The 17,474-nt window shown below is 68.5% G+C and carries 16 protein-coding genes and 1 tRNA gene; 5 read left to right on the top strand and 12 right to left on the bottom strand.

Annotated features, from left to right (window positions below):
- Together rplQ and ABL844_RS30430 are read left to right on the top strand one after the other, a co-directional pair.
- Nucleotides 1-399, top strand: a complete 399-nt coding sequence (rplQ, locus tag ABL844_RS30435; protein WP_126021204.1) for a 50S ribosomal protein L17 — start codon at nucleotides 1-3, stop codon at nucleotides 397-399.
- Nucleotides 400-417: 18 nt separating this feature from the next.
- A tRNA-Met gene (locus ABL844_RS30430) sits at nucleotides 418-494 on the top strand.
- 129 nt (nucleotides 495-623) lie between these two features.
- Here the strand turns inward: ABL844_RS30430 and ABL844_RS30425 are convergent.
- Genes ABL844_RS30425 through ABL844_RS30400 form a run of 6 tightly spaced genes read right to left on the bottom strand, consistent with a single transcriptional unit; the run spans nucleotide 624 to nucleotide 7,564 of the window.
- Nucleotides 624-1,022: a RidA family protein gene (locus ABL844_RS30425; RefSeq protein WP_126021205.1), complete on the bottom strand. Its 399-nt coding sequence runs from the start codon at nucleotides 1,020-1,022 to the stop codon at nucleotides 624-626.
- Nucleotides 1,019-2,641: an AMP-binding protein gene (locus ABL844_RS30420; RefSeq protein ID WP_418129951.1), complete on the bottom strand. Its 1,623-nt coding sequence runs from the start codon at nucleotides 2,639-2,641 to the stop codon at nucleotides 1,019-1,021. Before ABL844_RS30420 ends, ABL844_RS30425 begins: the two co-directional genes overlap by 4 nt.
- Before the next feature lie 5 nt (nucleotides 2,642-2,646).
- Nucleotides 2,647-3,840 (bottom strand): acyl-CoA dehydrogenase family protein, encoded by a 1,194-nt coding sequence (locus tag ABL844_RS30415; RefSeq protein ID WP_418129950.1) that lies wholly within the window; start codon nucleotides 3,838-3,840, stop codon nucleotides 2,647-2,649.
- Nucleotides 3,841-3,844: 4 nt separating this feature from the next.
- The gene (locus ABL844_RS30410; protein WP_184639549.1) at nucleotides 3,845-4,699 is read right to left on the bottom strand and encodes an enoyl-CoA hydratase family protein; all 855 of its coding nucleotides are present in this window, start codon (nucleotides 4,697-4,699) and stop codon (nucleotides 3,845-3,847) included.
- The gene (locus tag ABL844_RS30405; protein ID WP_184639551.1) at nucleotides 4,696-5,178 is read right to left on the bottom strand and encodes a MarR family winged helix-turn-helix transcriptional regulator; all 483 of its coding nucleotides are present in this window, start codon (nucleotides 5,176-5,178) and stop codon (nucleotides 4,696-4,698) included. The genes ABL844_RS30410 and ABL844_RS30405 overlap by 4 nt, the downstream gene beginning before the upstream one ends.
- A gap of 1 nt (nucleotide 5,179) precedes the next feature.
- Nucleotides 5,180-7,564: a bifunctional salicylyl-CoA 5-hydroxylase/oxidoreductase gene (locus tag ABL844_RS30400; protein WP_418129949.1), complete on the bottom strand. Its 2,385-nt coding sequence runs from the start codon at nucleotides 7,562-7,564 to the stop codon at nucleotides 5,180-5,182.
- Nucleotides 7,565-7,695: 131 nt separating this feature from the next.
- Between ABL844_RS30400 and ABL844_RS30395 the strand changes: the two genes are divergently transcribed.
- Nucleotides 7,696-8,967, top strand: a complete 1,272-nt coding sequence (locus tag ABL844_RS30395) for a class I SAM-dependent methyltransferase (protein ID WP_418129948.1) — start codon at nucleotides 7,696-7,698, stop codon at nucleotides 8,965-8,967.
- Between the two features lie 14 nt (nucleotides 8,968-8,981).
- Entirely contained in the window at nucleotides 8,982-9,305 is a 324-nt protein-coding gene (locus ABL844_RS30390) for a DUF1840 domain-containing protein (RefSeq protein ID WP_418129947.1), read from the top strand.
- A gap of 124 nt (nucleotides 9,306-9,429) precedes the next feature.
- Here the strand turns inward: ABL844_RS30390 and ABL844_RS30385 are convergent, their stop codons facing one another.
- A complete protein-coding gene (locus tag ABL844_RS30385) occupies nucleotides 9,430-10,455 on the bottom strand; it encodes a Bug family tripartite tricarboxylate transporter substrate binding protein (RefSeq protein WP_418123244.1) in 1,026 nt (341 codons plus the stop codon).
- A gap of 91 nt (nucleotides 10,456-10,546) precedes the next feature.
- The gene (locus ABL844_RS30380) at nucleotides 10,547-11,500 is read right to left on the bottom strand and encodes a LysR substrate-binding domain-containing protein (protein ID WP_418129946.1); all 954 of its coding nucleotides are present in this window, start codon (nucleotides 11,498-11,500) and stop codon (nucleotides 10,547-10,549) included.
- Between the two features lie 125 nt (nucleotides 11,501-11,625).
- Here ABL844_RS30380 and ABL844_RS30375 point away from each other — a divergent pair, with 125 nt between their 5' ends.
- The gene (locus ABL844_RS30375) at nucleotides 11,626-12,402 is read left to right on the top strand and encodes an SDR family oxidoreductase (RefSeq protein WP_418129945.1); all 777 of its coding nucleotides are present in this window, start codon (nucleotides 11,626-11,628) and stop codon (nucleotides 12,400-12,402) included.
- Nucleotides 12,403-12,726: 324 nt separating this feature from the next.
- On the opposite strand, the gene ABL844_RS30370 is transcribed toward ABL844_RS30375, so the two are convergent.
- The 4 genes from ABL844_RS30370 to paoC form a co-directional block, all read right to left on the bottom strand.
- The gene (locus ABL844_RS30370; protein WP_418129944.1) at nucleotides 12,727-13,152 is read right to left on the bottom strand and encodes a MarR family winged helix-turn-helix transcriptional regulator; all 426 of its coding nucleotides are present in this window, start codon (nucleotides 13,150-13,152) and stop codon (nucleotides 12,727-12,729) included.
- 12 nt (nucleotides 13,153-13,164) lie between these two features.
- Complete coding sequence (locus tag ABL844_RS30365) at nucleotides 13,165-14,124, bottom strand: alpha-ketoacid dehydrogenase subunit beta (protein ID WP_418129943.1); 960 nt, start codon at nucleotides 14,122-14,124, stop codon at nucleotides 13,165-13,167.
- Entirely contained in the window at nucleotides 14,121-15,164 is a 1,044-nt protein-coding gene (locus tag ABL844_RS30360) for a thiamine pyrophosphate-dependent dehydrogenase E1 component subunit alpha (protein WP_418129942.1), read from the bottom strand. Before ABL844_RS30360 ends, ABL844_RS30365 begins: the two co-directional genes overlap by 4 nt.
- 97 nt (nucleotides 15,165-15,261) lie before the next feature.
- Nucleotides 15,262-17,472 (bottom strand): aldehyde oxidoreductase molybdenum-binding subunit PaoC, encoded by a 2,211-nt coding sequence (paoC, locus tag ABL844_RS30355; RefSeq protein WP_418129941.1) that lies wholly within the window; start codon nucleotides 17,470-17,472, stop codon nucleotides 15,262-15,264.
- Between the last annotated feature and the right edge of the window lie 2 nt (nucleotides 17,473-17,474).

Raw genomic sequence — 17,474 nt, 5'->3', positions numbered from 1 at the left:
ATGCGTCACGGACACGGACTCCGCAAACTCAACCGCACCAGCTCGCACCGCCTCGCGATGCTGCAGAACATGATGAATTCGCTCATCGAGCACGAAGTCATCAAGACCACGGTCCCCAAGGCCAAGGAACTGCGCCGCGTCATCGAGCCGATGATCACGCTCGCCAAGAAGCCCACCGTCGCCAACAAGCGCCTGGCCTTCGACCGCCTGCGCAACCGCGACGCCGTCGTGAAGCTCTTCGGCGACCTCGGCCCGCGTTTCGCAACGCGTCCGGGCGGCTACACCCGCATCCTGAAGATGGGCTTCCGCGTGGGTGACAATGCCCCGATGGCGCTCGTCGAACTGGTTGACCGTCCTGAAATTAAAGAAGACGCAGCCGAGCAAAACGCCGCTGAATAAGCTATAATCTAAGTCTGCCGCGCGATGGAGCAGCCTGGTAGCTCGTTGGGCTCATAACCCAAAGGTCGCAAGTTCAAATCTTGCTCGCGCAACCAAATTGAAAAGGCCCTTTGAGAAATCAAAGGGCCTTTTTCTTTGCCGGTCTTTGTTTATCAATTGCCGGTCAATGACAAAAAGAAATGCCCTCGCAATGAGGGCATTTTTATTTCGGTCGGCGCAAGAGATCAGTCCGGGATGACCGCCGTCACTTCGATTTCCACCTTCGCCCGGTGCTCCACAAGCGCCGCCACCTGCACACAGGTCATGGCCGGGAAGTTGCGTCCCATCGCTTCGCGATAGACAGGCCCGAGCTCGCTGAGGCGGCGGCTGTATTCGTCACGGTCCGTCACATACCAGGTCATGCGCACCATGTGCTCGGGGCCCGCACCACCTGCGCGCAGCACTTCGACGATGTTGCGCAGCGCCAGGCCGCACTGGTCGATGAAGTCGTCCGACTCGAATTGCTGCTGTGCATTCCAGCCGATCTGGCCTCCGATGAACAGCATCGTTCCGCGAGCGGCGACGCCGTTCGCATAGCCCTTGGGAGGCAGCCAGCCTTCGGGTTGCAGGAGTTTGTTGATCATGATGTCGTGTTGAGTTGTCTCAGTTTGAATCGTTGGAGCTTGCCGGTTTCCGTGCGCGGCAGCGCCGGTACGAACTCGATCTCCCTTGGGTATTTGAATGGTGCGATGGTCGCCTTCACGTGGTCCTGCAGCGCCTTCACAAGGGCTGCGTTGCCCTCGTTGCCGGGCTTGAGAACGCAGAACGCCTTCACGATCATGCCCCGCTCGGCATCGGGCTTGCCGATCACGCCGCACTCGGCCACGGCAGGATGCTTGAGCAGCGCATCCTCCACTTCCGGCCCGCCGACGTTGTAGCCGGCCGTGATGATCATGTCGTCCGCGCGTGCCTGGTAGAAGAAGTAGCCATCGTCGTCCTGCACGAACGAATCTCCCGGATAGTTCCAGCCGTTCTTCACGTAGTCTGTCTGGCGCGGATCGTCGAGGTAGCGGCAGCCCACCGGCCCCTGCAGCGCAAGCTTGCCGACCGTGCCATGGGGCACCTCGTTGCCTTCGCCGTCCACCACCTTCGCGGTGAAACCGGGCACTGCCTTGCCAACTGCCCCGCGGCGCACGTCGTTGCCCGCGGCAGAGATGTAGATGTGGAACACCTCGGTTCCGCCGATGCCATCCAGCATCTCGATGCCGGAAGCTTCCTTCCACAGCTGCCGTGTGGCATCGGGCAGGGCCTCGCCCGCGCTCACGCTGATGCGCAGGCTGGGCATGCCGTGCTGCTTCACGAACGGTGCCATCTGCCGGTAGAACGTGGGTGCCGTGTAGCAGATGGTCGCGCCGACCTCGTTGATGAGCTTCACCAGCCCCTCGGGCGTGAACGGCGCATCGGGGAAGTAGACGGAGGCGCCGGCCCACATCGGAAACACAAGCAGTCCGCCGAGCCCGAAGGTGAAGGCCAGCGGCGGCGAGCCCACCACGATGTCGTCGCTGCGCGCGCGCAGCACGTGGCGCGGCCAGGTCTCGCACATCGCGAGCACATCGCGGTGCGTGGTGACAGGCGCTTTCGGCTTGCCCGTGGTGCCCGAGGTGAAAGCCAGCAGCGCGATGTCATCGGATGCCGTGGGGCATGCCTCGAACACACCGTTCTTCTTCGCCGCGCGTGCCGAAAGCGAATCTTCCGCATCGGGCTTGTTGAATGCAACCACCGTGGCAAGCACCGGATGCGCCTGCTGCGCCAGCAGCAACTCATCGAGCAGCCGACCATCGCACAGCGCGGCCACGGGCTGCGATTTCTCGATGATGTCGCCCAGCTCCTTCGCGCGCAGCAGCGGCATCGTGGCCACCGCGATCAGCCCGGCCTTCACCACCGCCAGCCATGCCAGCGCCATCGCCACCGAATTGCCGCCGCGCAGCAGCACCCGGTTGCCCGGCACCAGCTTGAGATCTTCCACCAGCACCTGCGCGATGCGATTGACCTCGACGGCCGCCTGCGCATAGGTCAGCGTGCCCTGCGGCGAGCGCAGCATCGGCTTGTCGCTGAAACCCTTCGCTGCGGCCTTGTCGAGCAGCTCCTCGACCAGGTTGAGCTGGTCGGGCAGCTGCAGCTCGGGCATGTCGTAGCGAAAGACGGGCAGCTGTGCCGCGGGCGGCAAGCGGTCGTGAACGAAGCGGTCGACTTGGGCAGACACGGTGTTTATCCCCGTAGAACGGATTTGCCGATGATCAGTTGTTGGACTTCCGTCGCGCCTTCGTAGATGCGCAGCGAGCGGATGTCGCGGTAGAGGCTTTCAACCTTCGTGCCAACCTTCACGCCGAGGCCGCCATGCATCTGCAGCGCCATGTCGATCACGCGGTTCGCGTTCTCGGTTGCGCACATCTTGGCCATCGCGGCGGCGGCCGACACGTCGCCCACTGCCGGTGCACCGCGCCGCTCGGCGTCGTCGCGCATCCAGGCGGCGCGGTAGGTGAGCAGAGCGGCGCTGTCGATCAGCGCGGCCATCTCGCCGAGCTTGGCCTGCGTGAGCTGGAAGTCCGCCAGCGTCTGGCCGAACATGCGTCGCTTCTTGGAATGGGTGATGGCTTCCGCCAGCGCGCGCCGGCCCATGCCGAGCGCCGCACCGGCCACCGAGGCGCGGAAGATGTCGAGCGTGCGCATCGCGAGCTTGAAGCCGCCGTTGAGCTCGCCCAGTTGCGTAGCACGCGGCACGACACAGTTCTCGAAGCGCAGCGTGGCCAGCGGGTGGGGCGCCATCACGTCGATGTGCGCGGAGGTGTCGAGGCCGGACGTCGTCGCATCGACGATGAAGGCGGTGATGCCGCGCGTGCCGCCCGCCGGGTCGGTCTTCGCGAACACGCAGTAGAAGTCGGCGATGCCGCCGTTGCTGATCCAGGTCTTCTCGCCGTTCAGCTTCCAGCCGTCGGTGGTCGCCTCGGCGCGCATCGCCATCGCGCCCACGTCGGAGCCGGCCTCGGGCTCGCTGAGCGCGAAGGCCGCGATCTTGCCGCCCTTGGCAACGGCGGTCAGGTAATCGGCGTGCTGCTGCGGTGTGCCCGCGAGCGTGATCGCGCCGCTGCCCAGGCCCTGCATCGCGAAGGCGAAGTCGGCGAGCGGCGAGTGGTAGGCGAGCGTCTCGCGCAGCAGCACCAGGGCGCGCGAATCGAGCCGCTCCAGCGCGCCGCCGGAGCTGCCCGGCACGCAATAGCGCAGCCAGCCGCCGGCGCCTAGCCGCTGTACCCAGTCGCGGCAGGCCGCGCGGTCGTCGTGCTCGTCGACTTGCTGCGCGTCGGCCCAGGGCAGCAGGCCGTCGGCCAGCGTGCGGTGCGCGTCGTCGAAGAAGGGCAGCGCAAGGTGCGCCGTCGAGGGTGGTGCGGGAGCCTTGGTCATCATCGCGTCAGTCCCCGCCGAACACCGGCTTGCGCTTGGCCGCGAAGGCCTCGTAGGCGCGCTTGAAATCTTCGGTCTGCATGCAGATGGCCTGTGCCTGCGCCTCGGCTTCGATGGCCTGGTCGATGGTCATCGACCATTCCTGCGACAGCATGGTCTTGGTCATGCCGTGCGCGAAGGTCGGGCCTTCGGCCAGGTCGCGCGCGACCTTGGTGGCGGCCTCGAGCAGCGCATCGCTCTCGTGCAGCGCGTTGAAGAAACCCCACGAATGGCCTTCCTGCGCCGTCATCGCGCGGCCGGTGAAGAGCAGTTCGGACGCACGGCCCTGGCCGATCACGCGCGGCAGCAGCGCGCAGGCGCCCATATCGGCACCGGCGAGGCCCACGCGCGTGAAGAGGAACGCGGTGCGCGTGGCAGGCGAGCCGTAGCGCAGGTCGCAGGCCAGCGCGATCATCGCGCCGGCACCGGCGCACACGCCGTCGATCGCGCCGACGATGGGCTGCGGACAGGCACGCATCGCCTTCACCAGGTCGCCCGTCATGCGCGTGAACTCCAGCAGCTCGGGCATGCGCATGCCGGTCAGCGGGCCGATGATCTCGTGCACGTCGCCACCGGAGCAGAAGTTGCCGCCCGCGCCGGTCACGACGATCGTCTTCACGTCGGTGGCGTAGACCAGCGCGCGGAACAGGTCGCGCAGCTCGCCGTACGAGTCGAAGGTCAGCGGGTTCTTGCGGTCGGGCCGGTTCAGCGTGATGGTGCCCACGCCGGCCTCATAGCTCCATGCGAAGTGCTCGGCCTTGTAGGCTGCCTTGGGTTCGAATTGGGCGCGCATGGGATTGCCCGCGCCGATGTAGTGCTTCATTCGGTCTCCGCCATCAGTAGTTGGTTGTGCGAGTGCTGCTTGACCTTGCCCAGCAGCTTGTGCAGTTGCGCGATCTCCTTGGCGCTGAGGCCCGCGAAGGCCTCGACGATCCAGTCCTCGTGCTGCTGCGCCATGTCGTTGAAGAGCTTGCGCCCGCGCGGCGTGAGGCGCACGCGCCATGCACGGCGGTCGCCCTCGACGTTGATGCGCTCCACCAGCCCTTCGGACACGAGCTGGTCGGTGATGCCGGTCACATTGCCGCCCGTCACCATCATGCGGCGCGAGAGCTCGTTCATCTTCAGCCCCTCGGGCGAGCGCTCGAGCTGGGACATCAGGTCGAAGCGCGGCAGCGTGGTCGCGAACTGCGAGCGCAGTTCGTTGCGCACCTGCTTCTCGATCAGCTGGGTGCAGGTGAGCAGCCGCAGCCAAAGCCGCAGCGCCTCCGGGTGTTCGCTGTGCGCGCGCGCTTCGAGGTCCATCTCAGTGCGTCTCCTCGCTGTTCTGCGCGGCCATCGCTGCATTGGCGGCCGCGGCGAGCTGCTGCTGCTTGGCGATCTCGCGGTACATCTGGTCGCGCCCGCTCAGGTACTGCACGGGCCATTCGACGTCGCGGCTTTGCAGCTTGGCGGCCTCGTGCAGCGTCCATGCCGGGTCGGCCAGGTGCGGACGCGCGATGGCGCACAGGTCGGCACGGCCGGCGGCGATGATGCTGTTGGCCTGGTCGGCATCGGTGATGGCGCCCACGGCGATGGTCGAGATGCCGACCTCGTTGCGGATGCGGTCGGAGAACGGCGTCTGGTACATGCGCCCGTACACCGGCTTCGCGGCGCGCGTGGTCTGGCCGGACGACACGTCGATGAAGTCGGCGCCGGCCTCCTTGAAGAGGCGCGCGACCACGATGGCGTCGGCATCGGTGTTGCCGCCGGGCGCCCAGTCGTGCGCCGAGATGCGCACGCTCATCGGCTTGTCGGCCGGCCACGCGGCGCGCATGGCACGGAACACTTCGAGCGGGTAGCGGCAGCGCGCCTCGATGTCGCCGCCGTACTCGTCGGTGCGCAGGTTGGTGAGCGGGCTGATGAAGGCCGACAGCAGATAGCCGTGCGCGCAGTGCAGCTCGAGCCAGTCGAAGCCGCATTCGGCGGCGCGGCGGGTCGAGTCGACGAACTGGTCGCGCAGCGTGTCCATCTCGGCGCGCGTGATGGCCGCGGGCAGCTGGTTCTGCTCGCCGTAGGACAGCGCGCTCGCGGCCAGCAGCGGCCAGTTGCCGCTCTCGAGCGGCTCGTCGGTGCCTTCCCAACCCACGCGGGTCGAGCCCTTGGGGCCGCTGTGGCCGAGCTGCATGGCGATCTTCGCGCTGGACTGCGTATGCACGAAGTCGACGATGCGCTTGAAGGCGGCCTGCTGCTCGTCGTTGTAGAGGCCCGTGCAGCCGGGCGTGATGCGGCCTTCGGGCGTCGGGCTGGTCATCTCGACGAACACCATCGCGGCGCCGCCGAGCGCGCGTGCGCCCAGGTGCACCAGCAGGAAATCCTGCGGCACGCCGTCGACCGCGCTGTAGGTGGCCATCGGCGACACCAGGATGCGGTTCTTCAGCGTGAGTCCGCGCACCTTGTAGGGCATGAGCATCGGCGGCAGCGCCTTGCCGCCGGCCAGCCACTGCTCGTAGCCGCTGAGCCACTGCGTGTCGCGCAGGCGCAGGTTCTCGTGGCTGATACGCTGCGAGCGGGTGAGCAGCGAGTAGGCGAACTGCTCGATCTGCATGCCGGTGTAGCGCGGCACGTTCTCGAACCACTCGGTGGAGTTGCGCGCGGCGTTCTGGATCTTCAGCACCTCGACGCTGCGGCGTGCCTCGTAGCCTTCGAGCACATGGTCGACAGTGCCGCCCTGCGCGAACTCGTTGGCCAGGTCGATCGCGTCTTCCAGCGCCAGCTTGGTGCCCGAGCCGATCGAGAAGTGCGCCGTGTGCGCCGCGTCGCCCATCAGCACCACGGGCACCGAGCGGCCCTCTACGTCGATGCGGTGCGTCCAGCGCTCGCACACCACGCGCGGAAAGCGGATCCAGTTGGCAGAGCCGCGCAAGTGCGTGGCGTTGCTGATCAGCGAATGGCCGCCGAGGTACTTGGCGAAGAGCTTCTCGCAGAAGGCGATGGCCTCGGGCTGTTCCATCTGGTCGAGGCCGTGGGCCTTCCAGACGGCCTCGGGCGTCTCGACGATGAAGGTCGAGGTCTTGTCGTCGAACTGGTAGGCGTGCGCCTGGAACCAGCCGTGCTCGGTCTGTTCGAAGGCGAAGGTGAAGGCGTCGAAGGTCTGGTGCGTGCCCAGCCACACGAAGCGGCAGTTGCGCAGGTCGATGTCGGGCCTGAACACGTCGGCGTAGCGCTGGCGGATGCGGCTGTTGAGGCCGTCGCTGGCGATCACCAGGTCGGCCTGGTACTTCGCGGCAATGGCCTGGTCGTCGGCGACGTCGGTCTCGAACACCAGCTCGACGCCCAGCTCGAGGCAGCGCTCCTGCAGGATGTTGAGCAGGCGCTTGCGGCCGATGCCGCAGAAGCCGTGGCCGCCCGAGCGCACCTGGCGGCCCTTGAAGAAGACCTGGATGTCGTCCCAGTGGTGGAACTCGTTGCCGATGAGCGCCGCGGTCGGCGCGTCGGCCGCGCGCAGGTTGGCGAGCGTCTGGTCGCTGAGTACCACGCCCCAGCCGAAGGTGTCGAAGGGGCGGTTGCGCTCCACCACGGTGATCTGCAGCGCCGGGTTGCGCGCCTTCATCAACAGGGCGAAGTACAGGCCCGCCGGCCCGCCGCCGATGCACAGGATGCGTTGGAGGTCCGAGGCGGGAGCGGACTTGGACGGGTCGAGGCTGTTCATGGCTAAATAGTTTAGACATAAACAATCCAATGTCAATCCGGGTTCGCGCAGGCCCGAAGCCGCCTCAGATCGCGGCTTGCGCCGACACGGGAAGTCATGCAAAAGCTTGGAAAAATCAATACCATGGCCCCATGCAACACTTGATACCCAAGATCGAGTCGCAGCTGGCTTCGCTGCCTGTCCCCATCGCGCTCGAGCTGCCCGATGGCCGGCGCGTCGCACAGGCCGGAGCCCGCGTCACGCTGGCCTTCAAGGAATGGGCGGTACTGGCCAAACTGGCGGCACGGCAGGTGGGCGCCATCGGCGAGGCCTACGTCGAGGGCAAGGTGCAGATCGAAGGCGCCATGCGCGACCTGATCGATGCCACGGTCGGCATGCTCCCCGGCAACCCGGCGGAGACCGACACCGGCTGGTGGAGCCGCCTGCAGCGCCGGGCCAAGTCGCACGGCTCGCACTCGCTGCGCAAGGACGCGGCGCAGATCGAGTTCCACTACGACGTTTCCGACGACTTCTACGCGCTGTGGCTGGACCCGCGCCGCGTGTATTCATGCGCGTACTTCCGTACGCCCGACCTCACGCTGGCGCAGGCGCAGGAAGCCAAGCTCGACCACATCTGCCGCAAGCTGATGCTGCAGCCCGGCGAGCGCTACCTCGACATCGGCTCCGGCTGGGGCGCCCTGCTGCTGTGGGCCGCCGAGCACTACGGCGTGGACGCCACCGGCATCACGCTGTCGAAGAACCAGCATGCCTACGTGCAGCGCCTCATCGAAGAAAAGGGCCTGCAGGGCCGCGTGCGCGTCGAGCTGCGCGACTACCGCGAAGTTCCCGCCGACCAGCCCTTCGACAAGATCTCCTCCGTCGGCATGTTCGAGCACGTGGGTGCGGCCAACATGCCGACCTACTTCCGCAAGATCCATTCGCTGCTGAAGCCCGGCGGCCTGGTGATGAACCACGGCATCACCTCCGGCGAGCTCAACTATCGCCAGCTTGGCGCTGGCATGGGCGACTTCATCGAGAAGTACATCTTCCCCGGCGGCGAGCTGCTGCACGTGACGCACGTGCTGCGCGAAACGGCCGCGGCCGGCCTGGAGATGGTCGACACCGAAAGCCTGCGCCCGCATTACGCGCGCACGCTCTGGGCCTGGTCCGACGCGCTGGAGGCGCAACTCGACGCCGCACGCGAAGTGCTCCAGCGCAGCGGCGGCCGGCAGGCCGAGAACGCCGAGCGCGTGCTGCGTGCCTACCGCCTGTACCTCGCGGGCTCCGCCATGAGCTTCGAGCAGGGCTGGATCTCGCTGCACCAGATGCTTTCCACCAAACCCGATGGCAAGGTCGAACACGGCGTCCTGCGCGGCGCGCAATCCGTGTACCCTTTTGCCCGTGACTACATCTACAACAAGTGAGTGAGAACACAACCATGCTCTATCGATTCCAATCCCGGGCCTCTCCCGATTTCGTGATGCTCGAAGTGCATGCCCGCCAGCTGCTGGAGATCGTCGGCAAGTCGGTCGCCCCGCAGGGCATCATCACCGTCGAGCAGATCCCCGGCGCCATCGCGGCCCTCGAAGCCGCGCTGGCGCGCGAGGCCTCCAACTCCCACAACAACGACGACTACGCCGTCGAAGGCCACGCCAACGAGGCCGAGAAACAGCACATCGGGCTGCACCAGCGCGCGATCCCGCTGCTGCACATGCTCAAGGACTCGCTTGCCGAAAAGAAGGACGTGACCTGGAAGACTTGATCACCAAGATCAGGCGCCCCCCGATCTTTACGTGAAACACCACGGATCCGGCTCCGCCGGTCCGTAGGTGTTGCCCCCTGCAAGGGGGTTGGCGAAGCGACACGAAGTGCGCGCAGCCTGGGGGTTAGTCAACTTTAGCGCCGGAGTCCTTGACCACCTTCGCCCACTTCACATGCTCGCTCGCGATGAGCTTCGTGAAGTCGGCCGGCGAATTCCCGCTCGGGATCGCGCCCTGAGCCAGCATCTTCTCCTTCATGGCCGGCGTGCCCAGCGCCTTGGCCACTTCCTGCTGAATGCGGTTCACGATCTCCGGCGACGTGCCCGCCGGCGCCAGCAGCCCAAACCACGAACTCGCCTCGTAGCCCTTGAGCGAGGGGCCGCCCACTTCAGCCACCGTAGGAATGTCCGGCAGGGCCGGTGAACGCTGCGCGCTCGTCACCGCCAGCGCGGTGAGTTTGCCGGCCTTGATCTGCGCCATCGACGAAGGCAGGTTGTCGAACATCACGTCGGCGTTCCCGCCCACCATGTCCAGCAGCGCCGGGCCCGAGCCCTTGTACGGGATGTGGGCCATGAAGGTGCCCGTCATGCTCTTGAAGAGCTCGCCCGCCAGGTGGATCGAGGTGCCGCTGCCGCTGGAGGCCATGTTCAGCTTGCCAGGGTTGGCCTTGGCGTACTTGATGAAGTCCTGCACGTTGTGGATGTTCAGCGACTTCGCCTTGTCGGCGTTCATCTCCATCACGTTCGGCACGGCGGCCACCAGCGTGATGGGCGCGAAGTCCTTGATCGGGTCGAAGGGCAGCTTGGGATACAGCGCGCGGTTGATGCCGTGCGTGCCCACCGTGCCCATCAGCAGCGTGTAGCCGTCGTTCGGCGCGCGCGCCACGATCTCGGCGCCCACGTTGCCGCCCGCGCCCGCGCGGTTGTCGACGATGAACTGCTGGCCGAAGGCCTTGGAAAGCTCGGGCGCCACGGCGCGCGCCAGGATGTCGGTGGTGCCGCCGGCCGCGAAGGGCACGACGATGCGCACCGGCTTGGTCGGCCAGGTGCCCTGTGCCCACGAGGGAGCGGTGATGAGGGTCAGCGCGGCGGCGACGGATGCGGCCAGCGCGGTGCGGCGATTCGGGGAGGAAGAGAAAGTCTGATGGGTCATGCGCGCGTTTGTACAGGTGCGCGCTCCGGCCGTCGCGGGTGAAAACCCCGTGGCCGCGTGAGGGAGTTGACAGCGCGTGGTCTGGGGCGCCTCAGGCCACCTGCATCCGCTGCGCGAACCGCTCCTCGCGGAAGCGCTCCAGCACGAAATCGATGAACACCCGCGTCTTCGGCGGCAGCAGCTTCTTGCTCGGGTAGTACAGCCACACCGCACCGGCGTCCTGGTACCAGTCGGGCAGCAGCCGCAGCAGCTCCCCGCTGCGCAGCCCGCGCTCCACGAAGGGCATGGGCAGCATCGCCACACCCAGTCCCATAAGCGCGGCATGCGCGATCGCCTCGGGGTCGTTGAAGATGGCGCGCGGCCGGGGCAGCTCGACGCTGACCTCGCTTTCGCCTTCGCCTTCGCCTCCGCCCGCGCCGCGCACGCGCCGCAGCGTCCAGCTGCGCACGCGCCCCGTGGGCGAGGAGCGGCGCATCAGCGTGTCGAGCGCGGCCAGGTCCGACGGATGCCGGGGCGGCTTGCGCCCCTGCATGTACGCGGGCGAGGCCACTGCCACCACGTGGATGCGCGCCAGCTCGCGCGCCACCAGCCCGGCCGGCAGCTCGATGCCGCCGCCGATGGCCGCGTCGAAGCCCTCGCCCACCAGGTCGACCTGCTGGTTGTCGAAGTGCCAGTCGGGCACGATGGCCGGGTAGCGCGCGAGGAACCCGCCCATCAGCGGCAGCACGTGCTCGCGCCCGAAGGCCTGGCCCATGCTCACCTTCAGCGTGCCCGAGGGCTGGCCGTCGTCGGTGTCGATGCCGGCCACCGCCTCGCGCAGCGTGGCCAGCGCGCCGCCGATCTGCGCCAGGAAGCGCTCGCCGCCCTCCGTCAGCGTCAGGCTGCGCGTGCTGCGCTGGAACAGCCGCAGCCTCAGCCGCGCTTCCAGCCTTGCCACGTTCTTGCTGACGGCGGCCGGCGTCAGGCCAAGGCGCCGCGCGGCCTCGGAGAAGCTGCCGCCTTCCGCGCTCTGCACGAAGGATTCGAGGTGATTGAGCGGTTCCATGGCCGCATTGTGGCGCCCATCTTCAACCATCGGTTGAATCTGATTGACCCGATTGACGGCTACCGGAGAAGGAATGAAGCGCCCAAACTGAGGCCTTCTTCTTCACCATCGCACAGGAAAAAATCATGGCCTCCAGCACCGCTTCTTCTTCTGCTTCTTCTTCCTCCGTCCTGGCCGGCAAGGTCGCCTTCGTCACCGGCGGCTCGCGCGGCATCGGCGCGGCCATCGTGCGCCGCCTGGCGCGCGACGGCGCCGCCGTGGCCTTCAGCTACGCGGCCTCGGCAGCTCCCGCCGACGAACTGGTGCGCAGCATCCAGTCCGAAGGCGGCCGCGCCCTCGCGCTGAAGATCGACAGCGCCGACGCCGCGGCCCTCACCGCCGGCATCGACGAGGCCGCCCGCACCTTCGGCAGGATCGACATCCTCGTGAACAACGCGGGCGTGTTCCTCGGCGGCACCCTGGACGAGTTCTCGCTCGAAGACTTCGACAAGACGCTGGCCATCAACGTGCGCGCCGTCTTCGTCGCCGCCAAGGCGGCCTCGCGCCACATGGGCGAGGGCGGCCGCATCATCAACATCGGCAGCACGAATGCCGTGCGCATGCCCTGGCCCGGCGGCAGCGCCTACGCGATGAGCAAGTCGGCGCTGGTCGGCCTGGTGCAGGGCCTGTCGCGCGACCTCGGCCCGCGCGGCATCACCGTCAACAACGTGCAGCCCGGCCCGGTCAACACCGACATGAACCCCGTCGACGGCCCCAATGCCGCCTCGATGCACGGCCTGATGGCGCTGGCCCGCCACGGCCATCCTGATGAAATCGCCGCCATGGTCGGCTACCTCGCCAGCCCCGAAGCCGGCTTCGTGACGGGGGCGAGCCTCAACATCGACGGTGGCTTCGCGGCATAACTTGGTTCGCCCCCAGGCTGCGCGCACTTCGTGTCGCTTCGCCAACCCCCTTCCGGGGGCAACACCAGCGGCCCGGCGAAGCCGGTTCCGCGGTGTTCTTGGCTCGCCCCCAGGCTTCGCGCACTTCGTGTCGCTTCGCCAACCCCTACCGGGGGCAACACCGACGGCCCGGCGAAGCCGGTTCCGTGGTAGCACTTGGCTCGCCCCCAGGCTTCGCGCACTTCGTGTCGCTGCGCCAACCCCCTTCCGGGGGCAACACCGACGGCCCGGCGAAGCCGGTTCCGTGGTGTTCTGGAATGGGGCGTGGCCTGCTCGTGGTTGCGGTCAGGGGGTGCCGCGCTGCACTGCCTCGATGAGCTTGTCGAGGGTGGTGTCGAGCTGCGCCAGTTCGACGGCTCCGATGCCGCCGAATAGCGCGACCTCGCGCGCGCGGCCGAGCGCGCCCACCGTTTCGTGCAGCGCCTTGCCGGCGGCGGTGAGATAGAGCCGGCTGCGGCGCCGGTCGGTCGGGTCGTCGTGGCGCTGCACGCGCTTGTGGCGCAGCAGGCCGGCGAGGGCGCGGCTCACCGCCATCTTGTCGAGGCCGGTCTGGTCGGCCACCTGCGTGGCGTTGAGGCCGGGTTGCGCTGCCAGAACCGTCATCGTGCGCCACTCGTTCAGCGTGAGCCGGTGCTCGCGGCCCACGCGCTCATGGAAAGGCCGCGCCGTGAGATTCACGACCCGCACCAGCTTGAAGAAGAGAGGGTCCATGGGGGGGCGCGTTCAGCCAGCGAGCCTTTTCGCCGTGGCCACGATGGCGTCCGTGCCGATGCGTGACTGTGCCTCCAGCACCGGCGCATAGCCGACCGGAATGCGCGGCGCGCCCAGCCGTGCCACGCGGCAGCCGGTGGCCTCCGCAGCGCTGGCCGCGATTTCCGCACCGAAGCCCGCCGCCTGCACCGCCTCGTGCACCACCAGCAGCCGACCGGTGCGGGCGCACGACGACAGCACCGTCTCGCGGTCCCAGGGCCACAGCGTGCGCAGGTCGATCAGGTCCACCGCGATGCCCTCGGTCGCCAGCGCATCGCACGCCGCCGCGCTGGCCTGCATCTGCCGGCTCCAGCTCACGAGAGTGAGCGCATCGCCCGCGCGCACGCGTGCCGCCTTGCCCAGCGGCACGGCGACGCTTTCGTCGACCTCGCCGCGCGCGCCCCACAGCGTCTTGTGCTCGATGTAGACCACCGGGTCGCCGCACTGCAGGGCGGAGCGCAGCAGTCCGTGGTTGTCCTGCGGCGTCGACGGGCACACCACCACCACGCCCGGCAGGTGCGCGAACCAGGCTTCGAGCGACTGCGAATGCTGCGCGGCCGAGGCGTCCCAGATGCCGCCGGGCATGCGCGCCACCAGCGGCACGCGGCCCTGGCCGCCGAACATGAAGCGGTTCTTGGCGGCCTGGTTCACCAGCTCGTCCATGCCGCACAGCGCGAAGTCGACCACGCGCATCTCGACCACCGGCCGCAGCCCTGCGAGCGCCATGCCCACGCCGGCGCCCATGATCGCGGCCTCGCTGATCGGCGTGTCGATCACGCGTCCCGGGCCGAAGCTCTGCTGCAGCCCCTTGTACTGCCCGAAGATGCCGCCGCGGCCCACGTCCTCGCCGAGCACCACCACGCGCGGGTCGGCTTCCATCTCGCGCTGCAGGGCGAGCAGGGCGGCTTCCGAATAGCTCAGTTCGTGCTTCATCGCCACTGGCCCTCCCCGACGGTCTGCACGTCGGTGAAGGCGGCGGCCGGCTCGGGCCAGGGGGCCGCGTCGGCGATGGCGAGGGCGGTGTCGACCTCGTCGCGCGCGGCGTTCTCGATGGCGTCGAGCGCGGAAGCCGCGACGCCGGCCGAAAGCAGATGGGCGCGTGCCCGTGCGATCGGGTCGGTCTCGAGCGCGGCCGCCAGTTCGGCAGGATCGCGGTAAGCCGCCACGTCCACCGATACATGCCCCTTCACGCGGTAGGTCAGCGCATGCAGCAGGCGCGGCCCGCCGCCGCTGCGCACCTGCGCCACCAGCTTCGCGGCGGCCGCATGCACCGCGAATACGTCGTTGCCATCGACCTGCGTGGACGCGATGCCGAGCGACTCGGCGCGCGCCGAGGCGCCTTCCCCGGCCGTCATCGGCCCGCTCGCGGTGGTCGCGCTCCAGCGGTTGTCCTCGCAGACGAAGAGCACCGGCAGCTCGTACACGCGCGCCCAGTTCAGCGCCTCGAGGAAGGGGCCGCGGTTGATCGCGCCGTCGCCGAAGAAGCAGACGGTGATGTCGTCAGCCTTGTTCAGCAGCTTCTGCGCGTGCGCCGCGCCCACCGCGATCGGCAGCCCCGCCGCCACCACGCCGTTGGCGCCCAGCATGCCGACCGAGAAATCCGCGATGTGCATCGAGCCGCCCTTGCCGCCGTTGAATCCGGTGGCCTTGCCGAACAGCTCGCACATCATCCGCGCGAGGTCGGCGCCCTTGGCCAGCGTGTGGCCGTGGCCCCGGTGGGTGGAAGTGAGGTAGTCGGCGGCGCGCAGGTGGGCGCAGACGCCGGCTGGCACCGCCTCCTGCCCGGTGGAGAGGTGCAGCGGCCCGCGCACCTTGGCGGCGCCCGCCGCCTGCTGGCCATAGGCGCTCACGCCGCCCTGGCTGGCGGTCTCCGCCGCGTTCTCGAAGGCCCGTATTCGCACCATGACGCGGTACAGGGCCTCACCCACGCCGTGCGCGCCACGGACGGCGCTGCCGGAAATGCTCGAGTCCATCTTGTCTCCGACGCCCTTGGGGCGGGCGTTCCGGAAAAAATCGTATCAAGCGATACGGACTCGCGGCACCGGGCTTACCCGCCACGTGCCGGCAAATTCACGCCAACGGCGGCAGGCGATCCAGCAGCTTGTCGAGCGTGATCGGGTAGTCGCGCACCCGCACGCCCGTTGCGTTGTAGACGGCGTTCGCCACCGCCGCGGCGACGCCGCACATGCCGAGCTCCCCGACGCCCTTGGCCTTCATCGGCGAGGAGATCGGGTCGGTCTCGTCGAGGAAGACGACGTCCTGGTGCGGAATGTCGGCGTGCACCGGCACCTCGTAGCCCGCCAGGTCGTGGTTGACGAAGAAGCCCTGCCGCTTGTCGAGCGCCAGCTCTTCCATCAGCGCGCCGCCGACGCCCATCGTCATCGCGCCGATCACCTGGCTGCGCGCGGACTTCGGGTTCAGGATGCGCCCCGCCGCGCACACCGCGAGCATGCGCCGCACGCGGATCTCGCCGGTGGCCGCGTCGACGCCGACCTCCACGAAATGCGCGCCGAAGGTCGACTGCTGGTACTTCTTGTCGAGGTCGCCGAATTCGATGCTGTCCTCCACCACCAGCTCCTGCGCTCCCGCCGCCTCGGCCAGCGGCACCGCGCGCGAGCCGGCGCGCACCATGCCTTCGGAGAACTCCGCCTCGGCCATCGGAATGCCCAGCTTCGACGCCACGGCTTCGCGCAGCTTCATGCATGCCGCGAAGACGCCGGAGGTCGAGCTGTTGGCGCCCCACTGGCCGCCGGAGCCGGCCGAAACCGGGTGCGCCGAGTCGCCCAGGCGCACCTGCACCTTGTCGAGCGTCACGCCCATGGTCTCGGCGGCGGTCTGCGCGATGATGGTGTAGGTCCCGGTGCCGATGTCCGTCATGTCGGTCTCCACCGTGACCATGCCCCGGTTGTCCAGACGCACGCGCGCGCCCGACTTCATCACCAGGTTGTTGCGGAACGCGGCGGCCACGCCCATGCCGACGAGCCAGCGGCCGTCGCGCTGCTGCCCCGGCGCCGGGTTGCGCCTGTTCCAGCCGAAGCGCTCGGCGCCTGTGCGCAGGCATTCGATCAGCTTGCGCTGGGAGTAGGGGCGCTGCGGTTTCTCGGGGTCGACCTGCGTGTCGTTGAGCACGCGGAACTCGATCGGGTCGATGCCCAGCTTCTCGGCCATCTCGTCCATGGCGATCTCCAGCGCCATCATGCCGGGCGCCTCGCCGGGCGCGCGCATCGCGTTGCCCTCGGGCAGGTCGAGCACGGCCAGGCGCGTGGTCGTGAGGCGGTTCGCGCCGGCGTACAGCAGGCGGGTCTGGTTCACGGCCGTCTCCGGCTGGCCGCCCGGCAGGTCGCCCGACCAGCCTTCGTGCGCGATGGCGGTGAGCCTGCCGTCCCGGCCGGCGCCCAGGCGGATGCGCTGGATGGTCGCTGGCCGGTGCGTGGTGTTGTTCGCCATCAGCGGCCGCGGCAGCGCCACCTTCACGGGCCGCCGCGCCGCCCGCGCACCCAGCGCCGCGAGCAGCGCATCGGCCCGCACGAACAGCTTGCCGCCGAAGCCGCCGCCGACGAAGGGCGAGATCAGCCGCACGTTCGCCTTCGGGATGCCGAGCGTCTTGGCGACGTCGCCGGCGCCCCAGGCGATCATCTGGTTCGAGGTCCAGATGGTCAGCTTGTCGCCCTGCCACTGCGCGATGGAGGCGTGCGGCTCCATCATCGCGTGCGACTCGTCGGGCGTGGTGTAGGTCGCGTCGAGCTGCACGGGGGCCGCCGCGTAGGCGCCCGCGAAATCGCCCGTCTTCGTCTGCGGCTCGCCCGCGAAGGGGTTGGGCGCGGGCAGTTTCGCCGCGTCCTTCTCGGCGGACAGGTCGAAGCGGCCCGGCGTGCGCTCGTACTCGACGCGCACCAGCTGCGCGGCCGCGCGCGCCTGCTCGAAGGTGTCGGCCACGACCAGCGCCACCGCCTGGTGGTAGTGGTCGATCTCCGGCCCGCCCAGGAGCTTCGCCGTATTGAAGTCGCCCTTGCCGAGCTTGCCCGCGTTGCGCGCGGTGACGATCGCCAGCACGCCCGGCGCCGCCCGGGCAGCGGCCAGGTCCATCGACGCGATGCGGCCCTTCGCGATGCCCGCGCCCACCACGTAGCCGTAGGCTGCGCCGGGCATCTCGGTGTTGCGCTCGTAGGCGTAGCGCGCGGCGCCGGTGGTCTTCATCGGGCCGTCGATGCGGTCCGTGGCCCTGCCGATGATCTTCAGCTGGTCGATGGGGTTGGTCGTGGCGGGTGTGTCGAATCTCATGG

Source organism: Variovorax sp. 278MFTsu5.1, assembly GCF_048305045.1.
Classification (GTDB): Bacteria; Pseudomonadota; Gammaproteobacteria; order Burkholderiales; family Burkholderiaceae_C; genus Variovorax; species Variovorax guangxiensis.
The sequence above is the reverse complement of the archived record's forward strand: the minus strand, read 5'-3'. Positions and strand labels throughout refer to the sequence as shown.

Coding starts and splice junctions, on each gene's coding strand:
- ABL844_RS30370 (WP_418129944.1), bottom strand. CDS start 13,152: ATGGACCCTCTCTTCTTCAAGCTGGTGCGGGTCGTGAATCTCACGGCG.
- ABL844_RS30390 (WP_418129947.1), top strand. CDS start 8,982: ATGCTCTATCGATTCCAATCCCGGGCCTCTCCCGATTTCGTGATGCTC.
- ABL844_RS30425 (WP_126021205.1), bottom strand. CDS start 1,022: ATGATCAACAAACTCCTGCAACCCGAAGGCTGGCTGCCTCCCAAGGGC.
- ABL844_RS30360 (WP_418129942.1), bottom strand. CDS start 15,164: ATGGACTCGAGCATTTCCGGCAGCGCCGTCCGTGGCGCGCACGGCGTG.
- ABL844_RS30415 (WP_418129950.1), bottom strand. CDS start 3,840: ATGATGACCAAGGCTCCCGCACCACCCTCGACGGCGCACCTTGCGCTG.
- ABL844_RS30395 (WP_418129948.1), top strand. CDS start 7,696: ATGCAACACTTGATACCCAAGATCGAGTCGCAGCTGGCTTCGCTGCCT.
- ABL844_RS30375 (WP_418129945.1), top strand. CDS start 11,626: ATGGCCTCCAGCACCGCTTCTTCTTCTGCTTCTTCTTCCTCCGTCCTG.
- paoC (WP_418129941.1), bottom strand. CDS start 17,472: ATGAGATTCGACACACCCGCCACGACCAACCCCATCGACCAGCTGAAG.
- rplQ (WP_126021204.1), top strand. CDS start 1: ATGCGTCACGGACACGGACTCCGCAAACTCAACCGCACCAGCTCGCAC.
- ABL844_RS30380 (WP_418129946.1), bottom strand. CDS start 11,500: ATGGAACCGCTCAATCACCTCGAATCCTTCGTGCAGAGCGCGGAAGGC.
- ABL844_RS30400 (WP_418129949.1), bottom strand. CDS start 7,564: ATGAACAGCCTCGACCCGTCCAAGTCCGCTCCCGCCTCGGACCTCCAA.
- ABL844_RS30405 (WP_184639551.1), bottom strand. CDS start 5,178: ATGGACCTCGAAGCGCGCGCGCACAGCGAACACCCGGAGGCGCTGCGG.
- ABL844_RS30410 (WP_184639549.1), bottom strand. CDS start 4,699: ATGAAGCACTACATCGGCGCGGGCAATCCCATGCGCGCCCAATTCGAA.
- ABL844_RS30365 (WP_418129943.1), bottom strand. CDS start 14,124: ATGAAGCACGAACTGAGCTATTCGGAAGCCGCCCTGCTCGCCCTGCAG.
- ABL844_RS30385 (WP_418123244.1), bottom strand. CDS start 10,455: ATGACCCATCAGACTTTCTCTTCCTCCCCGAATCGCCGCACCGCGCTG.